The 20,121-nt window shown below is 64.3% G+C and carries 18 protein-coding genes and 2 tRNA genes; 11 read left to right on the forward strand and 9 right to left on the reverse strand.

Annotation, left to right across the window (positions count from 1 at the left end):
• The first annotated feature begins 108 nt into the window (after positions 1–108).
• Positions 109–1,032, forward strand: coding sequence for a dienelactone hydrolase family protein (locus tag ACSMEV_RS09210; RefSeq protein WP_459208113.1), 924 nt, complete (start codon positions 109–111; stop codon positions 1,030–1,032).
• Between the two features lie 10 nt (positions 1,033–1,042).
• Here ACSMEV_RS09210 and ACSMEV_RS09215 read toward each other — a convergent pair whose 3' ends face one another.
• A complete protein-coding gene (locus tag ACSMEV_RS09215; protein ID WP_459208114.1) occupies positions 1,043–2,014 on the reverse strand; it encodes a GlxA family transcriptional regulator in 972 nt (323 codons plus the stop codon).
• A gap of 300 nt (positions 2,015–2,314) precedes the next feature.
• On the opposite strand from ACSMEV_RS09215, the gene ACSMEV_RS09220 reads away from it, so the two are divergent.
• Positions 2,315–3,013, forward strand: a complete 699-nt coding sequence (locus ACSMEV_RS09220) for a YoaK family protein (RefSeq protein ID WP_459208115.1) — start codon at positions 2,315–2,317, stop codon at positions 3,011–3,013.
• A gap of 175 nt (positions 3,014–3,188) precedes the next feature.
• Positions 3,189–5,063, forward strand: a complete 1,875-nt coding sequence (locus ACSMEV_RS09225; protein ID WP_459208116.1) for an MFS transporter — start codon at positions 3,189–3,191, stop codon at positions 5,061–5,063.
• Positions 5,064–5,079: 16 nt separating this feature from the next.
• Here the strand turns inward: ACSMEV_RS09225 and sugE are convergent, their stop codons facing one another.
• The 3 genes from sugE to rdgC form a co-directional block, all read right to left on the reverse strand.
• Entirely contained in the window at positions 5,080–5,397 is a 318-nt protein-coding gene (gene sugE / locus ACSMEV_RS09230; RefSeq protein WP_459208117.1) for a quaternary ammonium compound efflux SMR transporter SugE, read from the reverse strand.
• Positions 5,398–5,519: 122 nt separating this feature from the next.
• Positions 5,520–6,482: a bile acid:sodium symporter family protein gene (locus ACSMEV_RS09235; protein WP_459208118.1), complete on the reverse strand. Its 963-nt coding sequence runs from the start codon at positions 6,480–6,482 to the stop codon at positions 5,520–5,522.
• Positions 6,483–6,592: 110 nt separating this feature from the next.
• On the reverse strand, positions 6,593–7,513 hold the full coding sequence (gene rdgC / locus ACSMEV_RS09240; RefSeq protein ID WP_313739588.1) for a recombination-associated protein RdgC: 921 nt from the start codon (positions 7,511–7,513) through the stop codon (positions 6,593–6,595).
• 208 nt (positions 7,514–7,721) lie between these two features.
• On the opposite strand from rdgC, the gene ACSMEV_RS09245 reads away from it, so the two are divergent.
• The 3 genes from ACSMEV_RS09245 to ACSMEV_RS09255 all read left to right on the forward strand — a co-directional run bounded on the left by ACSMEV_RS09245 (position 7,722) and on the right by ACSMEV_RS09255 (position 9,858).
• Positions 7,722–7,797: transfer RNA gene (locus tag ACSMEV_RS09245), tRNA-Val, on the forward strand.
• Between the two features lie 13 nt (positions 7,798–7,810).
• Positions 7,811–7,887 (forward strand) — tRNA-Asp (locus ACSMEV_RS09250).
• Between the two features lie 252 nt (positions 7,888–8,139).
• The gene (locus ACSMEV_RS09255) at positions 8,140–9,858 is read left to right on the forward strand and encodes an Hsp70 family protein (protein ID WP_459208119.1); all 1,719 of its coding nucleotides are present in this window, start codon (positions 8,140–8,142) and stop codon (positions 9,856–9,858) included.
• On the opposite strand, the gene ACSMEV_RS09260 is transcribed toward ACSMEV_RS09255, so the two are convergent.
• From ACSMEV_RS09260 to ACSMEV_RS09275, 4 genes are all read right to left on the reverse strand, one after another.
• Positions 9,852–12,512 (reverse strand): DUF805 domain-containing protein, encoded by a 2,661-nt coding sequence (locus tag ACSMEV_RS09260; RefSeq protein ID WP_459208120.1) that lies wholly within the window; start codon positions 12,510–12,512, stop codon positions 9,852–9,854. The genes ACSMEV_RS09255 and ACSMEV_RS09260 overlap by 7 nt on opposite strands.
• Positions 12,509–13,201: a DUF1266 domain-containing protein gene (locus ACSMEV_RS09265; protein ID WP_459208121.1), complete on the reverse strand. Its 693-nt coding sequence runs from the start codon at positions 13,199–13,201 to the stop codon at positions 12,509–12,511. Before ACSMEV_RS09265 ends, ACSMEV_RS09260 begins: the two co-directional genes overlap by 4 nt.
• A gap of 118 nt (positions 13,202–13,319) precedes the next feature.
• Entirely contained in the window at positions 13,320–14,108 is a 789-nt protein-coding gene (gene map / locus ACSMEV_RS09270; RefSeq protein WP_459208122.1) for a type I methionyl aminopeptidase, read from the reverse strand.
• Positions 14,105–14,308 (reverse strand): ParD-like family protein, encoded by a 204-nt coding sequence (locus tag ACSMEV_RS09275; protein ID WP_459208123.1) that lies wholly within the window; start codon positions 14,306–14,308, stop codon positions 14,105–14,107. The genes map and ACSMEV_RS09275 overlap by 4 nt, the downstream gene beginning before the upstream one ends.
• 134 nt (positions 14,309–14,442) lie before the next feature.
• On the opposite strand from ACSMEV_RS09275, the gene pcaQ reads away from it, so the two are divergent.
• The 5 genes from pcaQ to ACSMEV_RS09300 all read left to right on the forward strand — a co-directional run bounded on the left by pcaQ (position 14,443) and on the right by ACSMEV_RS09300 (position 17,861).
• Positions 14,443–15,375, forward strand: a complete 933-nt coding sequence (gene pcaQ / locus ACSMEV_RS09280) for a pca operon transcription factor PcaQ (protein ID WP_459208124.1) — start codon at positions 14,443–14,445, stop codon at positions 15,373–15,375.
• Positions 15,376–15,567: 192 nt separating this feature from the next.
• Positions 15,568–16,326 carry an FKBP-type peptidyl-prolyl cis-trans isomerase gene (locus ACSMEV_RS09285; RefSeq protein ID WP_459208125.1) on the forward strand — a complete coding sequence of 253 codons (759 nt, stop codon included), beginning with the start codon at positions 15,568–15,570 and terminating at the stop codon, positions 16,324–16,326.
• 288 nt (positions 16,327–16,614) lie between these two features.
• The gene (locus tag ACSMEV_RS09290) at positions 16,615–17,055 is read left to right on the forward strand and encodes a YkvA family protein (RefSeq protein ID WP_459208126.1); all 441 of its coding nucleotides are present in this window, start codon (positions 16,615–16,617) and stop codon (positions 17,053–17,055) included.
• A 99-nt stretch (positions 17,056–17,154) separates the two neighbouring features.
• Positions 17,155–17,496 carry a helix-turn-helix domain-containing protein gene (locus ACSMEV_RS09295; protein ID WP_459208127.1) on the forward strand — a complete coding sequence of 114 codons (342 nt, stop codon included), beginning with the start codon at positions 17,155–17,157 and terminating at the stop codon, positions 17,494–17,496.
• Positions 17,493–17,861 (forward strand): hypothetical protein, encoded by a 369-nt coding sequence (locus ACSMEV_RS09300; protein ID WP_459208128.1) that lies wholly within the window; start codon positions 17,493–17,495, stop codon positions 17,859–17,861. The genes ACSMEV_RS09295 and ACSMEV_RS09300 overlap by 4 nt, the downstream gene beginning before the upstream one ends.
• A 149-nt stretch (positions 17,862–18,010) precedes the next feature.
• Here ACSMEV_RS09300 and ACSMEV_RS09305 read toward each other — a convergent pair whose 3' ends face one another.
• Positions 18,011–20,092: a carboxy terminal-processing peptidase gene (locus tag ACSMEV_RS09305; RefSeq protein ID WP_459208129.1), complete on the reverse strand. Its 2,082-nt coding sequence runs from the start codon at positions 20,090–20,092 to the stop codon at positions 18,011–18,013.
• Positions 20,093–20,121 lie beyond the last annotated feature (29 nt).

Raw genomic sequence — 20,121 nt, forward strand, 5'->3', positions numbered from 1 at the left:
GGCATCTCGATGACCTGGCGATAATGGCGATGTGCGGCTAATGCCTGCGTCGTTTCCTTGGTGAAAAAGGCAGGGCTGGAATCTGTCTGGTCGTTTAGAGGTAGCTAAATGTACAAAGCAATTGCCTTCAGCTTGTTGTTGGGATGGGCGCTACCGTTCGCTGCGCAAGGTGAAGTTGTATCAAGCGCGAACGGCAGTGCCGCCAGTGTCAGCAAGCGTCTGGTTTCGTTCCCCAGTCGCCCTGTCCCTGCGGCCGGCAAGTTGGCACAGCTACGGGTGCCGGCGGTGCTGTCTCTGCCTTCCAACGTGACCGGTCCAGTGCCGGCTGTGGTGATCCTGCACGGCTCGGCAGGCATGGATTCGCGCGGGCCGCTGCACGCCGGTGACCTCAATGCCCGCGGCATCGCCACGCTCGAACTGGACATGTGGGGTGCACGCGGTCTTGCAGGCGGTGCGAAAGGGCGGCCGGCCCGTGTCCACGATACCCTCCCGGACCTGGCCGGTGCTTTGGCCTATTTGGCCACTCAGCCTGGCGTCGACAGCCACCGAGTAGGCGTGCTCGGCTTCTCCTGGGGCGGTGTTCAAGCGGTACTCGCGGCTTCTGCGCCCATCAACGACGAGCTGCAGCAGGCTTCCGGCGTACGTCCCGTCGCACTGGCCGCCTTCTATCCCGTGTGCTGGGGATACAACCGTGTGCCCGGCTACGATCTGAAGCATCTGGCGCCGGCGCGCCTGTTGGTCCTTACAGGGGCGAAGGACCAGTACGATGATGACCCGAGCACGTGCACGACGCTGGTTTCAAGCCTGCCTGCCGAAGACCAGGCACGCGCGCAGGTAGTGGTCTATCCGGGCGCGCAGCACGGTTTCAATGGATTGGAGGCCGCCCAAGAGTACGAGGATCCATTCCTGCACCGCGGCAAGGGCGGCCTGGGGCGTTCGGCGCCGGACCCAGCGGCGCGGGACGCATCGCGCAAGGCCGTAGTGGCGTTCTTCACGGGCAGTCTTGCCCCGACCGCCGCGAGTGGCCGATGACGACGCGTACTTAGGCGTGTTCCTGGGTCGTCACGCTGCGAAATTGCAGCGGCGGTTGCGGCATCTCTCGGCGCCATGCCAAGCGAAAGGCGTGGCTGCTGCCGTAACCGCAGCGCTCGGCGATCTGTTCCACATTCAGGCGGCTACCGCGCAAAAGCTCCCGGGCCAGGTCGATGCGTTGTGCGCGTAGGTAATCCTGCAGGGTTTGCCCGGTATTGTCGCGGAACAGCCGCGCGAGGTGCCGGTAACTGACGTTGAATTGGCTGGCCAGCTGTTCGAAGCTCAAAGGGGTGTCGAGGTGAGTATCTATATGGTCCTGGGCCAGGTGTACCAAGGGGTGGATGTGGTTGCGCGCGAGGTCCGCCGAGCGCAGCTGCACATCTTCGCCCGCCCGGCGACGATAGATGACCAGTTCCTGCGCCACCTGGTTGGCCACTGCTTTTCCATAGTGCGCAGACACGACGTGCAAGGCCAGGTCGGTTCCGCTGGATACCCCTGCCGAAGTGAACACGCCGTCGTCCTCCACGAAAAGGCGATTTTCCAGCACCTTGGCTTTTGGATAGCGTGCCTGCAGCAAACCGACGTAACGGTGGTGCGTGGTGCATTGGCGGCCATCCAGCAGCCCGGCTGCGCCCAGCAGAAAAGCCCCTGTGCAGATGGAACACAATTGCAGCCCAGGCGTTTGCCCGACCACTTTCGCCAGCCACTGGGCGGTAGTGGCCAATATCGCGGCCTCGCTGGGGCTTGCAGACAACTTGTTGCCAACGACGAACAGCAGGTCTTGGGACGCGAGTCGTTCCGGCAAATCGTGCAAGCCGCTCAAGGTCACGCCTTGAAAGCTGCTGACCTGCTGTTTCGCCGCTATGCAGCGCACGCGGATCGGGGCCAGTTGGAGTTCTTCGAGGCTCGCCATGATCTGCAACGGGCCGCCGAGATCCAGAATGTGCGTGCCTGGGAGTAACAAGAACCAGATGGTGCGCATGACGGTATTCCTTATAGGCCCAAGCCCCCGGTTTTGAGCGGTACCTTACCAAAATACTGTCAGAAGGCTATGCAGCGAAAGTCTGCTGCGTCCATGAGGTCAGGACGTGTACGTTCGCGCATCAGGGCAGCGACCAACGCGCCTTTGCAGGCTGCCGATACCTTCAAGGTCGAGGCCTCATGGCAGCTTTATCGTCTGCACACGCCATCCAATCCGTCGCTCGGCTCAAGCTTGCATGGCTTGACGTACTCACGTCCGTGCTCCGATGCTGCCCACTGCGCCGCCATCCGGAGCTGACCTATGCTGCCTACCGTTCCATCGCATTCCAGCGCAGAACGCGCGCGCCTGCGCATGCTCAACGGCCGGGTCGGTCTGGCCTTGGTCGCTGCCTTGTCGTTTCTGGCGGGGATGACCGATGCCATCGGCTTTCTGGCCACGGGCGACTTCGTCTCGTTCATGAGCGGCAACACCACGCGCATGGCGGTTGCCATCAGCCACGGCGAAGTGCAGGGCCTGCTGCGTCTGGGCCTGGCCATCGTCTGTTTCGTGCTGGGCAATGCCTTGGGGGTGATGCTCGCACGTGCGTTGCGGCGTCGCGCTGCGCCGCTGCTGGTCGTCGTGGCTTTGGTGCTGGCCAGTGCGGTGTTGCCGGGGCTGGGGGCGTCTGCCGCACTGGCCTTGGCCATCGTCGCCATGGGCATGCTCAATGCCGTGGTGGAACAGGTCAATGGCATGGCGATCGGGCTCACCTATGTCACCGGTGCGCTGTCGCGCTTCGGGCGGGGCCTGGGGCGCAGGCTGATGGGCGAGCGCAACGCGGGCTGGCGCGTACAGTTGGTGCCTTGGAGCGGCATGCTGCTGGGCGCGGTATGGGGCGCTTGGTTGCAGGAGCGGCTAGGTATCGATGCGCTGGCGGTGAGCGCAGCGATGACGTTGGCGCTGGCCGGTACCGTGCTGTTGATTCCCCGCGCCTGGCAGCGAGGCTACATGGCGCGGTAGCGGACCGGATCCGGCCGCACCTCGCCAGCCGCACCTGGGCAAACACACCGCTGCGACCCGATGGCACGCAGGACAAGTCTCCAGAAAACTTGCCAGACAGCGCCAGGCCATGCAGATTCGTCGCTTTGCCATGAAACGGTGCATTCCATGATCGAGCCCTACCAGGACGTAGCCCATGAGTGATTCTTCGCAGTTCGGCCTGCTCGGCAAGCGGCGTTTCCTGCCGTTCTTCGTGACCCAATCGCTGGGCGCCCTCAACGACAACCTGTTCAAGCAATCGCTGATCCTGGCCATTCTCTACAAGATCAGCCTGGAGGGAGACCGCTCGGTCTGGGTCAACCTTTGCGCGCTGCTGTTCATTCTGCCGTTCTTCCTGTTCTCGGCCCTGGCCGGGCAGTTTGGCGAGAAGTTCGCCAAAGACGCGTTGATCCGTGCGATCAAACTGGCCGAGATCGTCATCATGGCCGTTGGCGCCACGGGCTTTCTGACCAACCATCTCGAACTGATGCTGCTGACCCTGTTCGCCATGGGCACGCACTCGGCGCTGTTCGGGCCGGTCAAGTACTCGATCCTGCCGCAGACGCTGCGCGACGACGAACTGGTCGGCGGGAACGGCCTGGTTGAAATGGGCACCTTCCTGGCGATCCTGGCCGGCACCATCGGTGCCGGGATCATGATGTCCTCGACCCATTACGCCCCCGTGGTCGCCAGCGCCGTGGTCGGTACGGCGCTGTTGGGCTACCTGGCCAGCCGCTGGATTCCCCGCGCCGCCGCTGCCGCGCCGCAGATGAAGCTGGACTGGAACATCTTCAAGCAATCCTGGCTGACCCTGCGTCTGGGCTTGGGGCAGACGCCGGCCGTGTCGCGCTCGATCGTCGGTAATTCATGGTTCTGGTTCGTCGGCGCCATCTACCTCACGCAGATTCCGGCCTATGCCAAGGACTGGCTGCACGGCGACGAAACCGTGGTCACCCTGGTGCTGACGTTGTTCTCGGTCGGCATCGCTGCCGGCTCGCTGCTGTGCGAGCGGCTCAGTGGGCGCAAGGTGGAAATCGGCCTGGTGCCGTTCGGCTCGTTCGGCCTGACGGTGTTCGGCCTGCTCTGGTGGTGGCATTCGGGCGATGTGCCGACGCCGGCGGTGCCTTATGACTGGCTGGAGTTGCTGGGCTTGAGCAAGGCCTGGTGGATCATGCTGTCGATCGTCGGCCTGGGCGTGTTCGGCGGCTTCTACATCGTGCCGCTGTACGCGCTGATCCAGGCGCGCACGCCCGAAGACCAGCGCGCGCGGGTGATCGCTGCCAACAACATCCTCAATGCGTTGTTCATGGTGGCCTCGGCGCTGTTGACCATCCTTCTGCTGAGCCTGGCCGATCTGAGCATTCCCCAGCTGTTCCTGGTGGTGTCACTGCTCAACGTCGCCGTCAATGCCTATATCTTCCGCATCGTGCCCGAATTCACCATGCGCTTTCTCATCTGGCTGCTCAGCCACTCGATGTACCGGGTCGAGCACCGCGAGCTGCAGCGCATCCCGGACGAAGGCGCGGCGTTGCTGGTGTGCAATCACATCTCCTACGTCGATGCCTTGCTCTTGAGCGGCGCGATTCGTCGGCCGATTCGCTTCGTCATGTACTACAGGATCTACCGTTTGCCGGTGCTCAACTTCGTCTTCCGCACCGCTGGCGCCATTCCCATCGCCGGGCGCGGCGAAGATGCCGCGATCTATGAACAAGCGTTCGCCCGTATCGCCCGATCGCTGCAAGAAGGCGAGCTGGTGTGCATCTTCCCCGAGGGCAAGTTGACCGCCGACGGCGAGATCGACGTGTTCAAGAGTGGAGTCAAACGCATCCTGCGGGAAACGCCGGTACCGGTGATCCCCTTGGCGTTGCAAGGTTTGTGGGGCAGCTTCTTCAGTCGCGATCCGAACAAAGGGCTGTTCAAGCGGTTATGGTCGCGGGTCACGGTGGTGGCGGGGGACGCCGTCGCAGTCGAGGCGGCACAGCCGGACGTGTTGCGCGAGCGCGTCGCCGCCTTGCGCGGCGACCGCCGTTGAAGGAAAGGGGTGGAGGTCAGCCGGCGCTGACCTTCAGGCCGATCAGGCCGGCTACGATCAGGGCGACGCTGGCCACGCGCATTAGCGTCACGGCCTCGCCGAACAGGATGATGCCGGCGATGACCGTGCCGACCGCACCGACGCCGGTCCACACGGCATAGGCCGTGCCCAGCGGCAGCTCCTTCACCGCCATGCCCAGCAAGCCGATGCTCACGGCCATGGCGCCGATGGTCAATGCAGTGGGGAGGGGGCGGGTGAAGCCGTCGGTGTACTTGAGGCCGACGGCCCAGCCGATCTCGAACAGGCCGGCGCAGAACAGGATGATCCAGGACATGGGAGACTCCATCTTGAGTGTCGAAGATGGGGCCGTCCCCGAATGATCACGCCAAGGCGTCGTGAGGTCGTCCTCAACAGTCGGGCTATCCTGCCTCGCCTAGCCGAAGCAGGCAACCCTCCCTATTGACGCTTGCCGAGCTGTTCGTACGATGCGGCGGGCTCTTCCAGCTTGCGGAACCAGGTCGACAGCAGGGCCCCGGAAATGTTGTGCCACACGCTGAACAACGCGCTGGGCACTGCGGCCAATGGCGAGAAGTGCGCCGCCGCCAGCGCCGCGCCCAACCCCGAGTTCTGCATGCCCACTTCCAGCGCCAGCGATTTGCGCTGCGCCAGCGGCAGCTTGCAGAACTTGCCGGTGAGGTAGCCGAGCAAGAAGCCGAAGCTGTTGTGCAGCACCACCACCGCCATGATCAGCAGGCCGGATTCGGCGATCTTCGCCTGGCTGGCCGCCACCACCGCGCAGACGATCAGCACGATGCTCACCACCGACACCAGCGGCAGCACTTGCACCGCCGCGTGTACCTTGCTACCGAGCAGGCGCTGGGCCAGCACGCCGAGCACGATCGGCAGCATCACCAGCTGCAGGATCGACCAGAACATGTCCATGAACGAGACCGGCAGCCAGGCCGAGGCCAGCAGCCAGATCAGGGCAGGGGTGAGCAGCGGCGCGAGCAAGGTGGTCACCGCAGCGATGGCCACGGCCAGGGCCAGGTCGCCCTTGGACAGCCAGACCATCACGTTCGACGCCGTGCCGCTCGGGCAGCAACCGACCAGAATCACGCCGACGGCGATCTCCGCCGGCAGGTGGAACAGTTGGCACAGCAGCCAGGCCATGCCCGGCATGATCACGAAATGCGCGACCACGCCCAGCAGCACGCGCCAGGGTTGTCGGGCCAGGGCGGCGAAGTCGTCGAGCTTGAGGGTCAGGCCCATGCCGAACATGATCAGGCCCAGCAGCGGCACGATGGCGCCTTTGAGGCCGAGGAACCACTGCGGTTGCAGGAACGCCAGGCAGGCGAACACCAAGACCCACAGGGCGAAGGTGTTGCCGACGAAGCGACTCAGGGCGGCGAGGGCACGCATGGGGAAGTCCTTGTCTTTATAAGAAGGGGAGGTGCGGGTCCTGGCGGTGAGGCCTAGGCCAAATGCGGGGCGGCACCGGCATGGCGCGCACCCCGCATGGCTTGATCGGATCAGACGCCTTGCGGAATGTCTTCGCCGCCCAGCGCTTCGAACAGCGCCGGAAGGAATTCGGCGAAGGTCATCATCATCAGCTGGAAGCTGGCGTCGAATTGCTGTGCGGCCTCTTCGCCACCGTCCTGTTCGGCCTGCTCCTGCAACAGCTCCTCGAATTTCAGGCGCTTGATGACGGTCTTGTCGTCGAGCACGAACGACAGCTTGTCCTGCCAGCCCAGGGCCAGCTGGGTCACTACCTTGCCGGCATTGAGGTGCAGCTGGATTTCCTCGCTGGCCAGGTCCTGGCGCTTGCAGCGCACGGTGCCGCCGTCTTCGTGGGTGTCGCTCAGTTCGCATTCGTCCTGGATGACGAAGTCGGCGACCGGCTGCTGCGTCTTGACCCAGTCGGTGAGGGTGGCGCTCGGGGCGATCTTCACGGCGACCGGGCGCACCGGCAGCGAACCCATGACTTCACGCAGGGTCGACAGAAGGTCTTCGGCGCGTTTGGCGCTGGCGGAGTTGACCAGCACCAGGCCCAGGCGAGGAGCGATGGCGGCGAAGATCATGGCGCGGCGGATGAACGCGCGCGGCAGGAAGGCCTGGATGATCTCGTCCTTGATCTGGTCGCGTTCCTTCTTATAGACCTTGCGCATCTGCTCGGTCTCGATCTCTTCGACCTTCTCCTTCACCGCATCGTTGACCACGCTGCTGGGCAGGATGCGTTCTTCCTTGCGTGCGGCGATCAGCAGGTATTCGCCGCTGACGTGCACCAAGGGGGCGTCTTCACCTTTGCCGAACGGCGCGACGAAGCCATAGGTGGTCAGCTCCTGGCTGGCGCAGGGGCGGGCCGGCTTGGTGGCCAGAGCGGCCTCCAGCGCTTCGGCCTCGAACGGCACATCCTGGGTCAGGCGATAAGTCAGCAGGTTCTTGAACCACATGAGGGGGTAACTCTCCTTAATGCATGAGGCGGGCATTATTCTCCGATGGGCAGGCACAGGCCAGTCCTGTCATCGCACAATCGGACGCCCTGCCGGTGGGGCGAAATACAGACACGCTAGGTCCTTGAAAGGCCTGAAAAAAATTTTGAAAAAAGTGCTTGCCAGGGTAGGACCTCCTCCGTAGAATGCGCGCCACACCGAGACGAAAGGGTGATTAGCTCAGCCGGGAGAGCATCTGCCTTACAAGCAGAGGGTCGGCGGTTCGATCCCGTCATCACCCACCACTCGATGTATAGCGCAGCGGTAGTTCAGTCGGTTAGAATACCGGCCTGTCACGCCGGGGGTCGCGGGTTCGAGTCCCGTCCGCTGCGCCATATTGAGTTTTCAGGCCCACTGAACACCTGGAAACGACAGAGAAAGCGACCTTAGGGTCGCTTTTTTTGTGCCTGAGATTTTAGCGGAGTCCGCTGTTTGCCTATGCCGTAGGCTCGATGCAGACACTCGTCCTAACGCCCCCTCTTTGGAACGCCTTCACCTCATCCCCCCATTGCGTCACAATCCCACAGGTCTGCCGGACGCACCTGCGGGTTGCGTGCGGCCCTCCACCGCAAGCCAGAGACCGACCCATGCAGGACGCCCCCACCGCCGACACGCCCGTTTCCACACCTACCGCCACCGCGCCGCTCCTGGGCATCGACCTAGGCACTACCAACAGCCTCATCGCCGTTTGGCAAGACGGTCAGGCGCGGCTAATCGCCAATGCCTTGGGTGAGGTGCTGACGCCGTCGGTGGTCAGTGTCGACGAAGACGGCAGCGTGCTGGTCGGCAAGGCAGCCAAGGCGCGCCTGACCACCCACCCCGAGCGCACGGTCGGCGCGTTCAAGCGTTTCATGGGCAGCGACAAGCGCTTCGAGCTGGGCGAACACCGCTTCAGCCCCGAAGAACTGTCGGCTTTGGTACTGGGCGCATTGAAGCAGGACGCCGAGGCCTACCTGGGTTGCAGCGTCAGCGAAGCGGTGATTTCGGTACCGGCCTATTTCAGCGACGAGCAGCGCAAGCGCACGATGTTCGCCGCGGAGTTGGCAGGCCTGAAGGTGCAGCGGTTGATCAACGAACCCACGGCAGCGGCCATGGCCTACGGCCTGCACGAGCAGACGTTCGAGCGCACGCTGGTGTTCGACCTGGGCGGCGGTACCTTCGACGTCACCGTGCTCGAATACGCCTTGCCGCTGATCGAAGTGCATGCCTCCACCGGCGACAACTACCTGGGCGGCGAGGATTTCACCGAGGCGTTGCTCACCGCCTGCCTGCGCGACTGGAACCTGCCGTTGGAAAGCCTCGCGCCCCAGGCGCTGGCCAGCCTGCATGACGCCATCGAGCAGCTCAAGTGCCAAACAGGTGAGGGCAGCCGTGTGCTCGACTGGAACGGCGACGGCCAGCAACGCCAATGGCAGTTGGACGACAGCGCCCTGCAAAGCATCTGGGCACCGCTGCTGGCACGGGTTCGCGCGCCCATCGAGCAGGCCTTGCGCGATGCCCGCCTGAGCCCGCGCGAGCTCGACAGCCTGGTACTGGTCGGCGGCGCCACGCGCATGCCGCAAGTGCAGCAACTGGTGGCCAAGCTATTCGGCAAGTTGCCCTACCGCCATCTGGACCCGGACACCATCGTCGCCCTCGGCGCCACAGCTCAGGCAGCGTGCAAGGCGCGCGACGCGGCCATCGACGAACTGATCCTCACCGATGTGTGCCCCTATACCCTGGGCGTCGCCTCGCAGCGCGGCGATGACGTTTCCGGCGCGTTCTCGCCGATCATCGAGCGCAACACCGTGATTCCCACCTCCAAAGTGCAGCGCTTCTACAGCACCCACGCCGAGCAGACCAGCGTGCGCATCGCCGTCTACCAAGGTGAGCGGCCCTGGGTGCGCGACAACATCCTGGTCGACAGCTTCGAAATTCCGTTGCAGCTCACCGGCCAGGTGCAGCCGCTGGACGTGCGCTTCAGCTATGACATCAACGGCTTGCTGGAGGTGGACGTGACTTTCATCGACACCGGTCTCAAGCACAGCCACAGCATCGACCGCAGCCCCACCGGCCTCGACCCGCAGGCGCGCCAGGCCAGCCATGAGCGCCTGGCCGGGTTGAAGATCCACCCGCGCGATACGTTGCCCAACCGCACCTTGTTGGCGCGCCTGGAACGCGCCTGGGTGCAGGCGTTGGGCGATGAGCGCGAATTGATCGCGAGCTGGCTCGACGCCTTCAACGGCGTGTTGGCAGGGCAGCAGCCGGGCGAGATCAGCCGCCAGCGCCAGGCATTGAGCCAGGCGCTGGACGAACTGCGCTACTGACCGTTGAGTCGGCGCAGCACGGCTTGCAGGCCGTGTTTGAGCTGATCGGGCGCGTCCGGTGGCGGGCCGTAGCGGTTGGGCAGTCGGTCGCCGGGTAGCGCCAGCAGGACCAGTGTCATGAAGGGCACGACGACGCTCATCCCCAGCAACACCGCCAAAACGACGCCTCCGTAGCCTAGATCGCGGATCCGACGGATCACGGCGCATACCAGCCACGGCACGATCAGCAGCACGATCGCCTCGCGCGGCCCCGCCCAGCCGAGCGCGGCGAGGACGGCTTTCAGCCCGAACATCGCCAGCAGGTGCAGGCCGTAGCTTCTGCGGTCCAAACGGCTACCGAGCTTCCAGCATTTCCAGGCCGGCTCGCTGGGGTAGTTGGCCATGTTCGCCAACATGCGCTCCGACCAGGTCAGCAGCGCCATGATCGCGCAGCGCAGGCCAGGGTCCTGTCGTTCATCGTCCTTGCCCTTTTGCAGGGCTTGCAGCACGGCCGTCCTGGGCGGTCGGCACTCGTCGACCAAGAGGTGCAGCGCCTGCAACGCCTGCTTGAACAGTTTGGCGTCGACGCCCAGGGATTGGATCTCGCTGTCTTTGGGTGGCTCGAACTGGCCGGCGATCAGCTGCTGGCGCAGGGTCTCGAACCAGGCGTGCGGCGCCGCCAGTCTTTCCATCCGCTCGCGCATGTAAGCGCGCTGTTCGGCGTCGAGCGAGCGGTCGTGCAGCAATACCGCACCCAGCAGCAAGTCGCCCAGCGCATGATCGTCGAGTACCCAGGGTTCCTGCACCAGGAACGAATGAAGCTGCGCGGCGCTCGGTAAACGGTCGCTCTGCAGGGCCGTGGCCAGGTTCAGCAGCTTGATGCCGACCATGCTTTGCAGCGGATCGTTGGGGTCCAGCCAGTCGAGCAGGCCTTCCTTGGCCGGGCTGGCTTGGGCCAGGAGCAACTGGCGGTGCAGGCCGTGGAACGGATGCTCGATCGGGTACTGCAGGCGCTGGCTGACGTGTGCGTCGACCAGCTCCATCCAGCGTGTCGGCTGATCGAGCAGGGCCAGCATGAACAGCTGATGGCGATGCCAGTCCCACAGCGCCTCGCCGGCTGGCAGTGGCGGCAGCACGATGCCTTGCTCGGCCATACGGCCTTGCAGGGCCAGGGCGAAGGGCACGGTGAACATGCTGCGCATCTGGAACTGACGGTTCAGGTTCAGCACGGCGGTCGCCGAGTACGGGCGCATGCGCCGCAGCCATTCGCGACAGGCCGGATGCACCTCCAGCGCCAGCAGCGACTCCGGCAGGTCCAGCGTGGCATCGTCGCTGTCGCAGTATTCATTCAATGTCGAAGCGACGGTCGAGGTCTGCAGCCAGAGCATTTGCTGCCGGGCCTGGCGTTGGAAACCTTCGAGAATCAACCCGTCGAGCGGGTCCTCGCTGGGCATGGCCTGGAGGATTCGTTGCAGCAGCCCGGCTTCGCCGCGGTGCAGCGCCCAGGCTTGCCAGTAGCGGCGTTGCAGCACCGGGTCGGGTTGCTCGTCGAGCAGCCAGGCCAGCAGCGGCAGTTCGTCGTCGCCATCCAGCCGCCAGTCGACGAACGTGGCAGCGATGCCGCCCAACCGGCGGCGCGAGGCTTCCGACCAGCGCGACAAGGTGCCGACGTTCTGCGCCGGGGCGCCCAGCAGAGGGTCGTTGAGGCCTTGCGGCAGATGCTCGGGCGCTTCTTGCCGGTCGAACGCCTGGATCAGCAGCGGCAATCGCTCGGGCTGCTCGCGCGCGCAGTAGTCCAGCAGCCAGCGCTCGGCCTGCGGGTGCTGGTGCTCGCGCCACAGGCGAATCCAGCCGCGCAGGGCCTGCTCGGTGTCCATCAGCGCATCGGCCTGACGGGTCAGCAGGTAGAGCAGGTCGGGGTCGTCGGGCGAGGCGTGCAACGCTTCCTGCCAATGGTCGTGGACGAGCGGGTTGGCAATGCCGGCCAAGCTCATCTGCATGTACAGGCGCTCTATCAGCGCCGGGTCGTCCGGTATCGCCAGGCAGGTGTGCTGGCCCATGAACTGCTCGAACTCGAACAGGGCGCGGTGCTGGAAGATGAATTCCAGGGTGCGGAAGTACCACAGGCTTTCCATCTGCACCATGGGCGGCCAGGTACCCATCAGGCCGGTGTCGAAGGGGTCGGGAATCTGCAGGTGTTGCAGCAGGGCTTCGAGTTCCTGTGGGTTTTCCACGCGCAGGAGTTGGTCGGCCCAGGCCAATCGCTGCGCCAGCAGGCCCACGCAGCGGTGCGAGATCGGCCCGCACTCGCTCAGGCAGGCGAGCATCTGCCAGCCGACGGTGTCGAGTTCTTCCAGGGGCAGGTCGTCGAGCTCGTCGACCAGGCGCTGCCAGGCCTGCGGGTCGAAGCGCAGCGCCGGTTCTTCGAGCACGTGGTGCAGGGCCCGCAGGGTTGGATGCAGATTGTCTTGCGCGGCCTCGTCGCCAGCGGGCTCGACGTCGGCCTGGGCCGGTTCCCGGGCCAGCCGCTGGGCCTGCTCGTAGGCTTCGCGCAGGGCCTGGAAACCCTCCGGGTCGGTTTCCGGGTGATGCGCCGGCAGTTGCTTGCGGTAGGCCAGGCGAATGGTGTCGAGGTCTTGGGTCGGTTCGATGCCCAGGCGGGTCCAGCACGTCATGACCAGCAGTCCTCTTCCAGCGTTTGCGGGCGTTCGGGTTCGGATAGCCGCGTGTCCCAGGGCACGTCGACGAACCACTGTTCGGCACCCAGGCGCAGGTTCAGCGCGATGCAGCGGTTCCAGTGCTCGCTGCCCTGGCGCTGCAATTCGGCCTGCAACTGCTCGTCGCTGCACTCCGACGCATTCCACAGCGCCTTGCCCACCAGGTAGCCGGCGATGTAGCCGTCCCAGCTGTCGTAGTAGTGACGGGCGCGCAGGGCCAGGCGATAGTGCAGCCACAGGCTTTCTTCACGGGTCAGATAGGCCTTCTTGACGCCGTTGCGCAGCAGGAAGCTCATGCGCGCCAGGTCCCAGGCGCGGGTGCCGCCCGGGCCGCAGTCGGGGTAGGTGCGCGCGGCGTATTCGTATTTGATGCGCTCGCGTGGCGAAAGCTCGGCCAGGCGGCGCTGCCATTGCAGCGGCAGGCAGCGCTCGTATTGCCAATAGGCGTCGGCCAGCTCCAGGGCGTGGCCGCTGTCGGCCATGTCCAGGGCATCGAGCAGTTGCGCGCGGTTGCCGATGCCCCAACCGCGTTCGAGGTCGGCCTTGTCTTCGTCTTCGTAGTAGTCGGCGGCAGTGAAACTCGCCCCATTGAGGGCGGCGATGGGGGCGGACAGCAGGTGCAGCCAATGCTGCGCGTGTTCATCCATGAAAGGGCTCCAGGCAAGGCTCAAGCGAGGGCGATGGATAGGAAGGGGCGCGGGCGGACGGCTGCGCAGCACCCGCTGCTCTGACCGCCGATCCGCCGCTTGGTGCCGTGTACGGGGGCTAGAGCGCCGACAACGGACCGCCGCGCTCCTGCTCGCGCAAAGTCAGCACTTCGACGCCACTTTCGGTGACGGCCACGGTGTGTTCCCACTGCGCCGACAGGGCGCCGTCGCGGGTGACCACCGTCCAACCGTCGCGCAGGGTACGGGTGCCGCGTGCGCCCTGGTTGAGCATCGGTTCGATGGTGAAGACCATGCCGGGCTTGAGCTTCATGCCCATGCCACGCTGGCCGTAGTGCAGCACCTGCGGCGCTTCGTGCATGTCCTTGCCGATCCCGTGCCCGCAGTATTCGCGCACTACGCTGTAGCCGGCGGCCTCGGCATGGCGCTGGATGGCATGGCCGATGTCGCCCAGGGTGGCGCCAGGCCGGACCTGCTCGATACCTTTGCACATGGCCTCGTAGGTGGTGTCGACCAAGCGTCGGGCCTCGCCGTTGACATGGCCGACGCAATACATTTTCGAAGAGTCGGCGATGTAGCCGCCTTGTTCGAGGGTGATGTCGACATTGACGATCGAGCCGTCGAGCAGCACTTCGTCGTCCTTGGGCATGCCGTGGCACACCACGTGGTCGATCGACGTGTTCAGCGCATAGGGGAAACCGTACTGGCCCTTGCTGGCCGGGCGGGCGTCCAGGGCGCGGATGAACGCTTCGGCGCGGTCGTTGATCTGCAAGGTGGTCACGCCTGGGCGGATGAAGCCGTCAAGGTCGGCGAACACCTGGGTCAGCAGGCGGCCGGCATGGCGCATAAGCGCCAGTTGCGCCGCGTCCTTGATGATCACGTTGCTCATTGCAGCAGCTCCTGCAGGTTGGCCTGCTCCTGGCGCAGCAATTGGCGCAGCAGTTGCTCGTAGGTGGCTTGGGGGTGCAGCTCGGCGAGCATGCCTAGGCGAATCCAGTGTTCGGCCTGGGCGTTGATCGAGCGCGACAGTGCCGTGCTGGCGATGCGCAGATCCTGGTGCAGGGCGTCACCGATCTTGACGATACCCATGGGCAGTCCTCCTGATATACGAAACGTATACAAAGCATATCGTCCGCAAGGGTGGGCGGGCTAGCCCTGCGTGCCGCCTAGGCAGCGGCGATGCGCTAAGCTGCCGGTCCTCACTGGTCTGCGCCCCTCTGCCGATGAACCTCGATACCCGTATCAAATACCGCCACCTGCTGTGTTTTCTCGAAATCGCCCGCCAGGGCAGTCTGGCGCGGGCGGCGGATGCTTTGGCGATCAGCCAGCCGGCGATTTCGAAAAGCCTCAAGGAATTGGAGGCGCTGCTGGAAACGCGCCTGTTCGAGCGTTCCCGCCAAGGCGTCCAACTGACCGCGGCCGGCACGCGCTTCATGCGTTACGCCGCACCCAGCGTGCAGGCCTTGCGCGAGGGGGTGGGCAGTGTCCGCGGCGCGGCACGTGCGCCTTCGCAGGTGCGCATCGGCGTGCTGTCGACGGTCGAAGGGTTGCTCATGCCGGAAGTGCTGTGCCGGCTGCACCAGCGCCATGAGGCGCTGGTGGTGAGCGTGGCCACCGGCGTCGGCGCGCAACTGCTCGGCCAGTTGCACTTGGGCGAGCTGGAGCTGGTGGTCGGGCGCATGACCGACAGCCCGCAGATCCAGGGCTTGTCGTTCGAGCACCTGTACAACGAGTCGATGAGCCTGGTGGTGCGCGCCGATCATCCACTGCTGGGCGCAGGCGCCAAGGCCCGCGAGCGGGTGAGTGGCTATCCACTGGTGCTGCCGCCGGAAGGCACCACCATCCGCCGCCATGCCGACAGCCTGTTCGTGCAGTGCGCCATCGCGTTGCCGGCGCAACGTCTGGAAACCTTGTCGCTGTCGTTGAGCCGCCGGTACGTGCTGGGCAGCGACGCGATCTGGGTGGCCCCACGCGATGCGGTGCTGATCGACCTGCGTCAGGGCGATCTTTGCGAACTCGACCTGGGCGGTCAGGAGCCCGGCGGTTCGGTGGGCATCTGCCGCAACGCGGCGCTGCCGTCGAGCCTGCCGGCGCAATGGTTGTGCGAGGTGTTGCGCGAAGTGGCCGAGGCTTACCGCGCCGGCCTCTATCCCTGAAACGGCCCGCCTCGGCGCATCGATGGGGTGGGGCCGTGCGGCGGGCTGCCCAGGCGTTCGATGAAGAAGCTTTTACCTGAGGAACTTCATGCCACCCCATGGCTCTCATGCCGGTAGCCATTGGTCGTGACCGCCTGCTAAGCTCGCGGCCTTACCTGATTTGCCCCTCTGGCGCATGAACAAGGAATCAGCATGAAACAACATCGTCTGGCGGCTGCGGTTGCCCTGGTAGGTCTGGTGCTTGCAGGCTGCGACGCGAAGACCAGCGACGTCGAGCTCAAGACGCCTTCGCAGAAAGCCTCCTACGGCATCGGTCTGAACATGGGCAAGAGCCTGGCCCAGGAAGGCATGGACGACCTCGATTCCAAAGCCGTCGCGCTGGGCATCGAAGACGCGGTCGGCAAGAAGGACCAGCGCCTGAAGGACGAAGAATTGGTCGAGGCCTTCAGCGCCTTGCAGAAACGCGCCGAAGAGCGTCTGGCCAAGGCCAGCGAAGAAGCTTCCAGCGCCGGCAAGAAATTCCTCGAGGAAAACGGCAAGAAATCCGGCGTGGTCACCACCGCATCGGGCTTGCAGTACGAAGTCGTCAAGAAAGCCGACGGTCCACAGCCCAAGCCTACCGACGTCGTGACCGTGCACTATGAAGGCAAGCTGATCGACGGCAAGGTCTTCGACAGCTCCGTCGAGCGCGGCAGCCCGATCGACCTGCCGGTCAGCGGTGTGATTCCAGGTTGGGTCGAAGGCCTGCAACTGATGCACGTCGGCGAGAAGTACAAGCTGTACATCCCGGCCGAACTGGCTTACGGTGCCCAGAGCCCGAGCCCGCTGATCCCGGCCAACTCGGTACTGGTCTTCGACCTGGAGCTGCTGGGCATCAAAGACCCGGCCCAGGCCCAGCCGCAAGAGTCGGCACCCGAAGCGCCAGCAGCAGAGCCTGCACCCGCGAAGTAATCGCCTCTGTGCTACGAAGCGCCCCGTCTCGACGGGGCGTTGTCGTTTCCGGCCATCGGAGAATCGCTGCGAACCCTGTCTGGATGCCGCGGTCCCACACAATGCAGGGCCAGCTGAAAGGCTTTAGCTGTAGGTCTTCAAACGGTTACAGGTTTGAAATAACTGTGTAAAAAATGCCCGATTTAAGTGCGGCCCTTATCCTGTGGGCGCAATACGCTGAAAACATGACCCTGTTCACAAGGTTATCCACAAAAAATGTGGATAACCCGCCCGTCATTTGGAGGTTTCATGAGCGCACCCTGGAATTTCGCTCGGTTTCTGCCTCTGGCCGAACGCCTGCTCAGCCGCGGTCGGCTGCCCGCCTTGCTGTTCGCGGTCGCGCGCAAGGGGCCGAAGCTCGGCAAGATGCGTGAAGATTTGCGCTTGATGCAGTCGCTATGCCTGGCGTGGTGGCGGGGCGAGTACCGCGCCATCAGCACGCGCGCCTTGGTCACCATCGTCGCTGGCCTGCTGTATTTCGTCAGCCCCATCGATGCCATTCCCGACTGGATCCTGGGCGTTGGTTTTCTCGATGACATCGCCGTGTTGGGTTGGGTGATGAAAACCGTGGCCGACGAACTGGCGCGTTTCCGCGAGTGGCGCGACAGCCAATCGCCGGAAAAGCTGCGCGTCGTCGAACGCCTGCCTGCCAGCCCCGAGGCGTTGCAATTGGAAAAGCGCGACCCTTGATTTGGCCTGTGGCATACCCTTCTGCGCCTGCGTGGATATAATCGGCCCTTCGATCATGCCAACCGGGTGCAGTCGGCACCCCGAACACGAGGGTCAGCAATGGGTATTCAGGTCATCAGCCGCGACGGTCAACCCGAGTACGCCGTGGTCCCCTGGGCGCAGTTCCAGGCCCTGCTCAAAGCGGCCGGCGAGTCGCCTGTCGAAGCCCCCGCCACCGAACGCCCTGTCGAACCCCCGCCGCCCGCTGCACTGCCAGCCTTGATCGAGCTGGGCTCGTTGCGCCAGGCCAAGCAGATCGCCCCCGAGGCCCTGGCGCGCAACGTCGGCATCAGTCCGGCTTACCTGACCATGATCGAAGCCGGGGAACGCGAACCCGGCGCGGCCATCCGCCGTGCCCTGGCCTGGCACCTCGGTGTGGCGGGCTGGAGCGATGAGCCGTGAGCCAGGTCAGGATCAGCCGGCAGCATTGGCAGAACCTGCTCGGCGAACTGGACCTCGCCCGCCGCCAACGCCACCTGCTGACGTACCGTGCGCTGATCGAGCGTCTGCAATTGCCCACTCCGGCCATGCAGACCCTTGCCGCCGCCCTGGAACACCTGGCCATGCTCGATACCCGTGCCGAGCAGCCGTTGCGCAGCGCGCTGGTGATCAGCCAGGGCGCGAGCCGGTTGCCGCGCACGGGTTTTTTCGAGTGCGCCGCACGGCTCGGTCGTTTCAGCGGGCCGGTCGATGGTCTAGAGGCGGCGTCATGGCATGCCTCCGAAGTGGCCAGGGTGTTCGAATACTGCTATCCCGAAACGCAATAGGCATGGGAGTGATCGGTCCATAGGCTCGCGACTTCCTCAACGAGGCCGCGAGACGATCGAACGCTGATCTGCCCACTGCTCGCAGCGGCAACAAAAAAGGCCGGACATTCTCATGTCCGGCCTTATCAGTTCTGCTGTTTACCTAGCGATCACTTTTTGGAAACCGCGCCGCTGGCGCTCAAGTAGTCGATCAGGATGCGCCCGGTCTCTGCGAGGTAGGCATCGTCTTCGGGCTTGGTGTCCTTGTCCTCTTCCGGCAGCGCGTCTTCGTCGACCTTCTTCAGCTCCTTGAGCGGCTCTTCGCCCTTGGCCTTGCGACGGATGTTCTCCAATGCCAATTGCTTGGCATCGATCTCATCGTGGTGGGTGCGGCGCTCCTGCTCGTTGAGGCTGACGGTCTTCTCGGTCATCAGTTTTTGCGTCAGCGCCAAGCGATCGCGGATGTAGATGAACTCCGCGTCCTTCTCGCTACGCGCCTCGTGCTGCGCCTTCAAGCGTGCCAGGTAAGGCTTGAACGGGTCCACGGCGGGCTTGACCACTGGGCGGATGGTGTCCCATGGCATGGCCTCGGGCAGGGCGCTCTCACCGATCTCCTTGGTGTCGATGATCGACGGATAGTCGATATCGGGCAGCACGCCCTGGTGCTGGGTGCTCTGGCCCGAAACGCGATAGAACTTGGCCAGGGTCAGCTTCAACTCGCCATGGTTGAGCGGCTGGATGGTCTGCACGGTGCCCTTGCCGAAGGTCTGGCCGCCGATGATCAGCGCACGGTGGTAGTCCTGCATGGCGCCGGCGAAGATCTCCGATGCCGATGCCGAGAGGCGGTTGACCAGCAAGGTCAGCGGGCCTTTGTAGAACGCACCGGGGTTTTCGTCTTCCAACACATCGACGCGACCGTCACTGTTGCGCACCAGCACCGTCGGACCCTTGTCGATGAACAGGCTGGTCAGCTCGGTGGCTTCCTGCAACGAGCCGCCGCCGTTGTTGCGCAGGTCGATGACCACGCCGTCGACCTTGTCTTTCTGCAGCTCGGTCAGCAGCTTCTTGACGTCGCGTGTGGTGCTCTTGTAGTCCGGATCGCCAGCGCGGAAGGCTTTGAAGTCCAGGTAGAAGGCTGGAATTTCGATGACGCCCAGCTTGTAGTCGCGGCCATCCTGCTTGAGGTTGAGGATCGACTTCTTCGCCGCCTGCTCTTCGAGCTTGACCGCCTCGCGGGTGATCGACACGATCTTGCTGGTCTGGTCGTTCGGCGCATTGTTGGCCGGGATCACTTCCAGGCGCACCACAGAGCCCTTCGGCCCGCGGATCAGCTTGACCACTTCGTCCAGACGCCAGCCGACCACATCGACCATTTCCTTGTCGCCCTGGGCCACACCGATGATCTTGTCGGCCGGGGAGACCTGCTTGGTCTTGGCCGCCGGCCCCGCCGGCACCAGACGCACGATCTTGACCTGGTCGTTGTCGCTCTGCAGCACCGCACCGATGCCTTCGAGCGACAGGCTCATGTTGATGTCGAAGTTCTCCGCGCTGTCGGGCGACAGGTAGTTGGTGTGCGGATCGTAGGACATGGCGAAGGTGTTGATGTAGGCCTGGAAGATGTCTTCGGCACGGGTCTGGTCGAGGCGGGCCAGTTGGTTCTTGTAGCGTTTGGTCAGGGTTTCCTGGATCTGCTTGAGGTCCTTGCCGGCGATCTTCTGGCGCAGCACTTCGTCTTTGACGCGTTTGCGCCACAGGTCGTCGAGCTCGGCGTCGTTCTTCAGCCAAGGAGCGTCCTTACGGTCGACCAGCAGGGTTTCCTGGGTATTGAAATCGATCTTGTCGACGCCCTTGTTCAGTTCGGCCAGGGCGAAGTCCAAGCGCGCCTTCACGCGGTTGAGGTAGCGCTTGTAGATGGTGAAGCCCGGGTCGAGGTTGCCACTTTTGAGGAAGTCGTCGAACTGCGTCTTCCACTTGTCGAACTCGGCGATGTCCGCGGCAGTGAAATAACTGCGCGAGGGATCGAGCAGCTTGATGTAGCTGTCGTAGATGATGACCGAGCGGGCATCGTCCAGTGGCGGCTTGCTGTAGTGGTGGCGCTTGAGCAGCTCGACCACGTTGAGGCTGGCGACCACTTCGTCGCGGTCGGGCTTCAACGAATCCCACTTGTTGGCTGCCGAAGCGTTACCGACCAGCGCGAAGCTGCCCAGACCGATGACAAGGGCGAGTGCGGAGCGAGGTAGGAAGTGCTTCATGCTGATTCGACGTGGGGGCAATTGAACAC

The sequence above is a fragment of the Pseudomonas sp. MLB6B genome, assembly GCF_054508135.1.

Bases quoted from the DNA above. Each gene is read 5' to 3' on its own strand.
- ACSMEV_RS09210 (WP_459208113.1), top strand. From the start codon at position 109: ATGTACAAAGCAATTGCCTTCAGCTTGTTGTTGGGATGGGCGCTACCG.
- ACSMEV_RS09215 (WP_459208114.1), bottom strand. From the start codon at position 2,014: ATGCGCACCATCTGGTTCTTGTTACTCCCAGGCACGCACATTCTGGAT.
- ACSMEV_RS09220 (WP_459208115.1), top strand. From the start codon at position 2,315: ATGCTGCCTACCGTTCCATCGCATTCCAGCGCAGAACGCGCGCGCCTG.
- ACSMEV_RS09225 (WP_459208116.1), top strand. From the start codon at position 3,189: ATGAGTGATTCTTCGCAGTTCGGCCTGCTCGGCAAGCGGCGTTTCCTG.
- sugE (WP_459208117.1), bottom strand. From the start codon at position 5,397: ATGTCCTGGATCATCCTGTTCTGCGCCGGCCTGTTCGAGATCGGCTGG.
- ACSMEV_RS09235 (WP_459208118.1), bottom strand. From the start codon at position 6,482: ATGCGTGCCCTCGCCGCCCTGAGTCGCTTCGTCGGCAACACCTTCGCC.
- rdgC (WP_313739588.1), bottom strand. From the start codon at position 7,513: ATGTGGTTCAAGAACCTGCTGACTTATCGCCTGACCCAGGATGTGCCG.
- ACSMEV_RS09255 (WP_459208119.1), top strand. From the start codon at position 8,140: ATGCAGGACGCCCCCACCGCCGACACGCCCGTTTCCACACCTACCGCC.
- ACSMEV_RS09260 (WP_459208120.1), bottom strand. From the start codon at position 12,512: ATGACGTGCTGGACCCGCCTGGGCATCGAACCGACCCAAGACCTCGAC.
- ACSMEV_RS09265 (WP_459208121.1), bottom strand. From the start codon at position 13,201: ATGGATGAACACGCGCAGCATTGGCTGCACCTGCTGTCCGCCCCCATC.
- map (WP_459208122.1), bottom strand. From the start codon at position 14,108: ATGAGCAACGTGATCATCAAGGACGCGGCGCAACTGGCGCTTATGCGC.
- ACSMEV_RS09275 (WP_459208123.1), bottom strand. From the start codon at position 14,308: ATGGGTATCGTCAAGATCGGTGACGCCCTGCACCAGGATCTGCGCATC.
- pcaQ (WP_459208124.1), top strand. From the start codon at position 14,443: ATGAACCTCGATACCCGTATCAAATACCGCCACCTGCTGTGTTTTCTC.
- ACSMEV_RS09285 (WP_459208125.1), top strand. From the start codon at position 15,568: ATGAAACAACATCGTCTGGCGGCTGCGGTTGCCCTGGTAGGTCTGGTG.
- ACSMEV_RS09290 (WP_459208126.1), top strand. From the start codon at position 16,615: ATGAGCGCACCCTGGAATTTCGCTCGGTTTCTGCCTCTGGCCGAACGC.
- ACSMEV_RS09295 (WP_459208127.1), top strand. From the start codon at position 17,155: ATGGGTATTCAGGTCATCAGCCGCGACGGTCAACCCGAGTACGCCGTG.
- ACSMEV_RS09305 (WP_459208129.1), bottom strand. From the start codon at position 20,092: ATGAAGCACTTCCTACCTCGCTCCGCACTCGCCCTTGTCATCGGTCTG.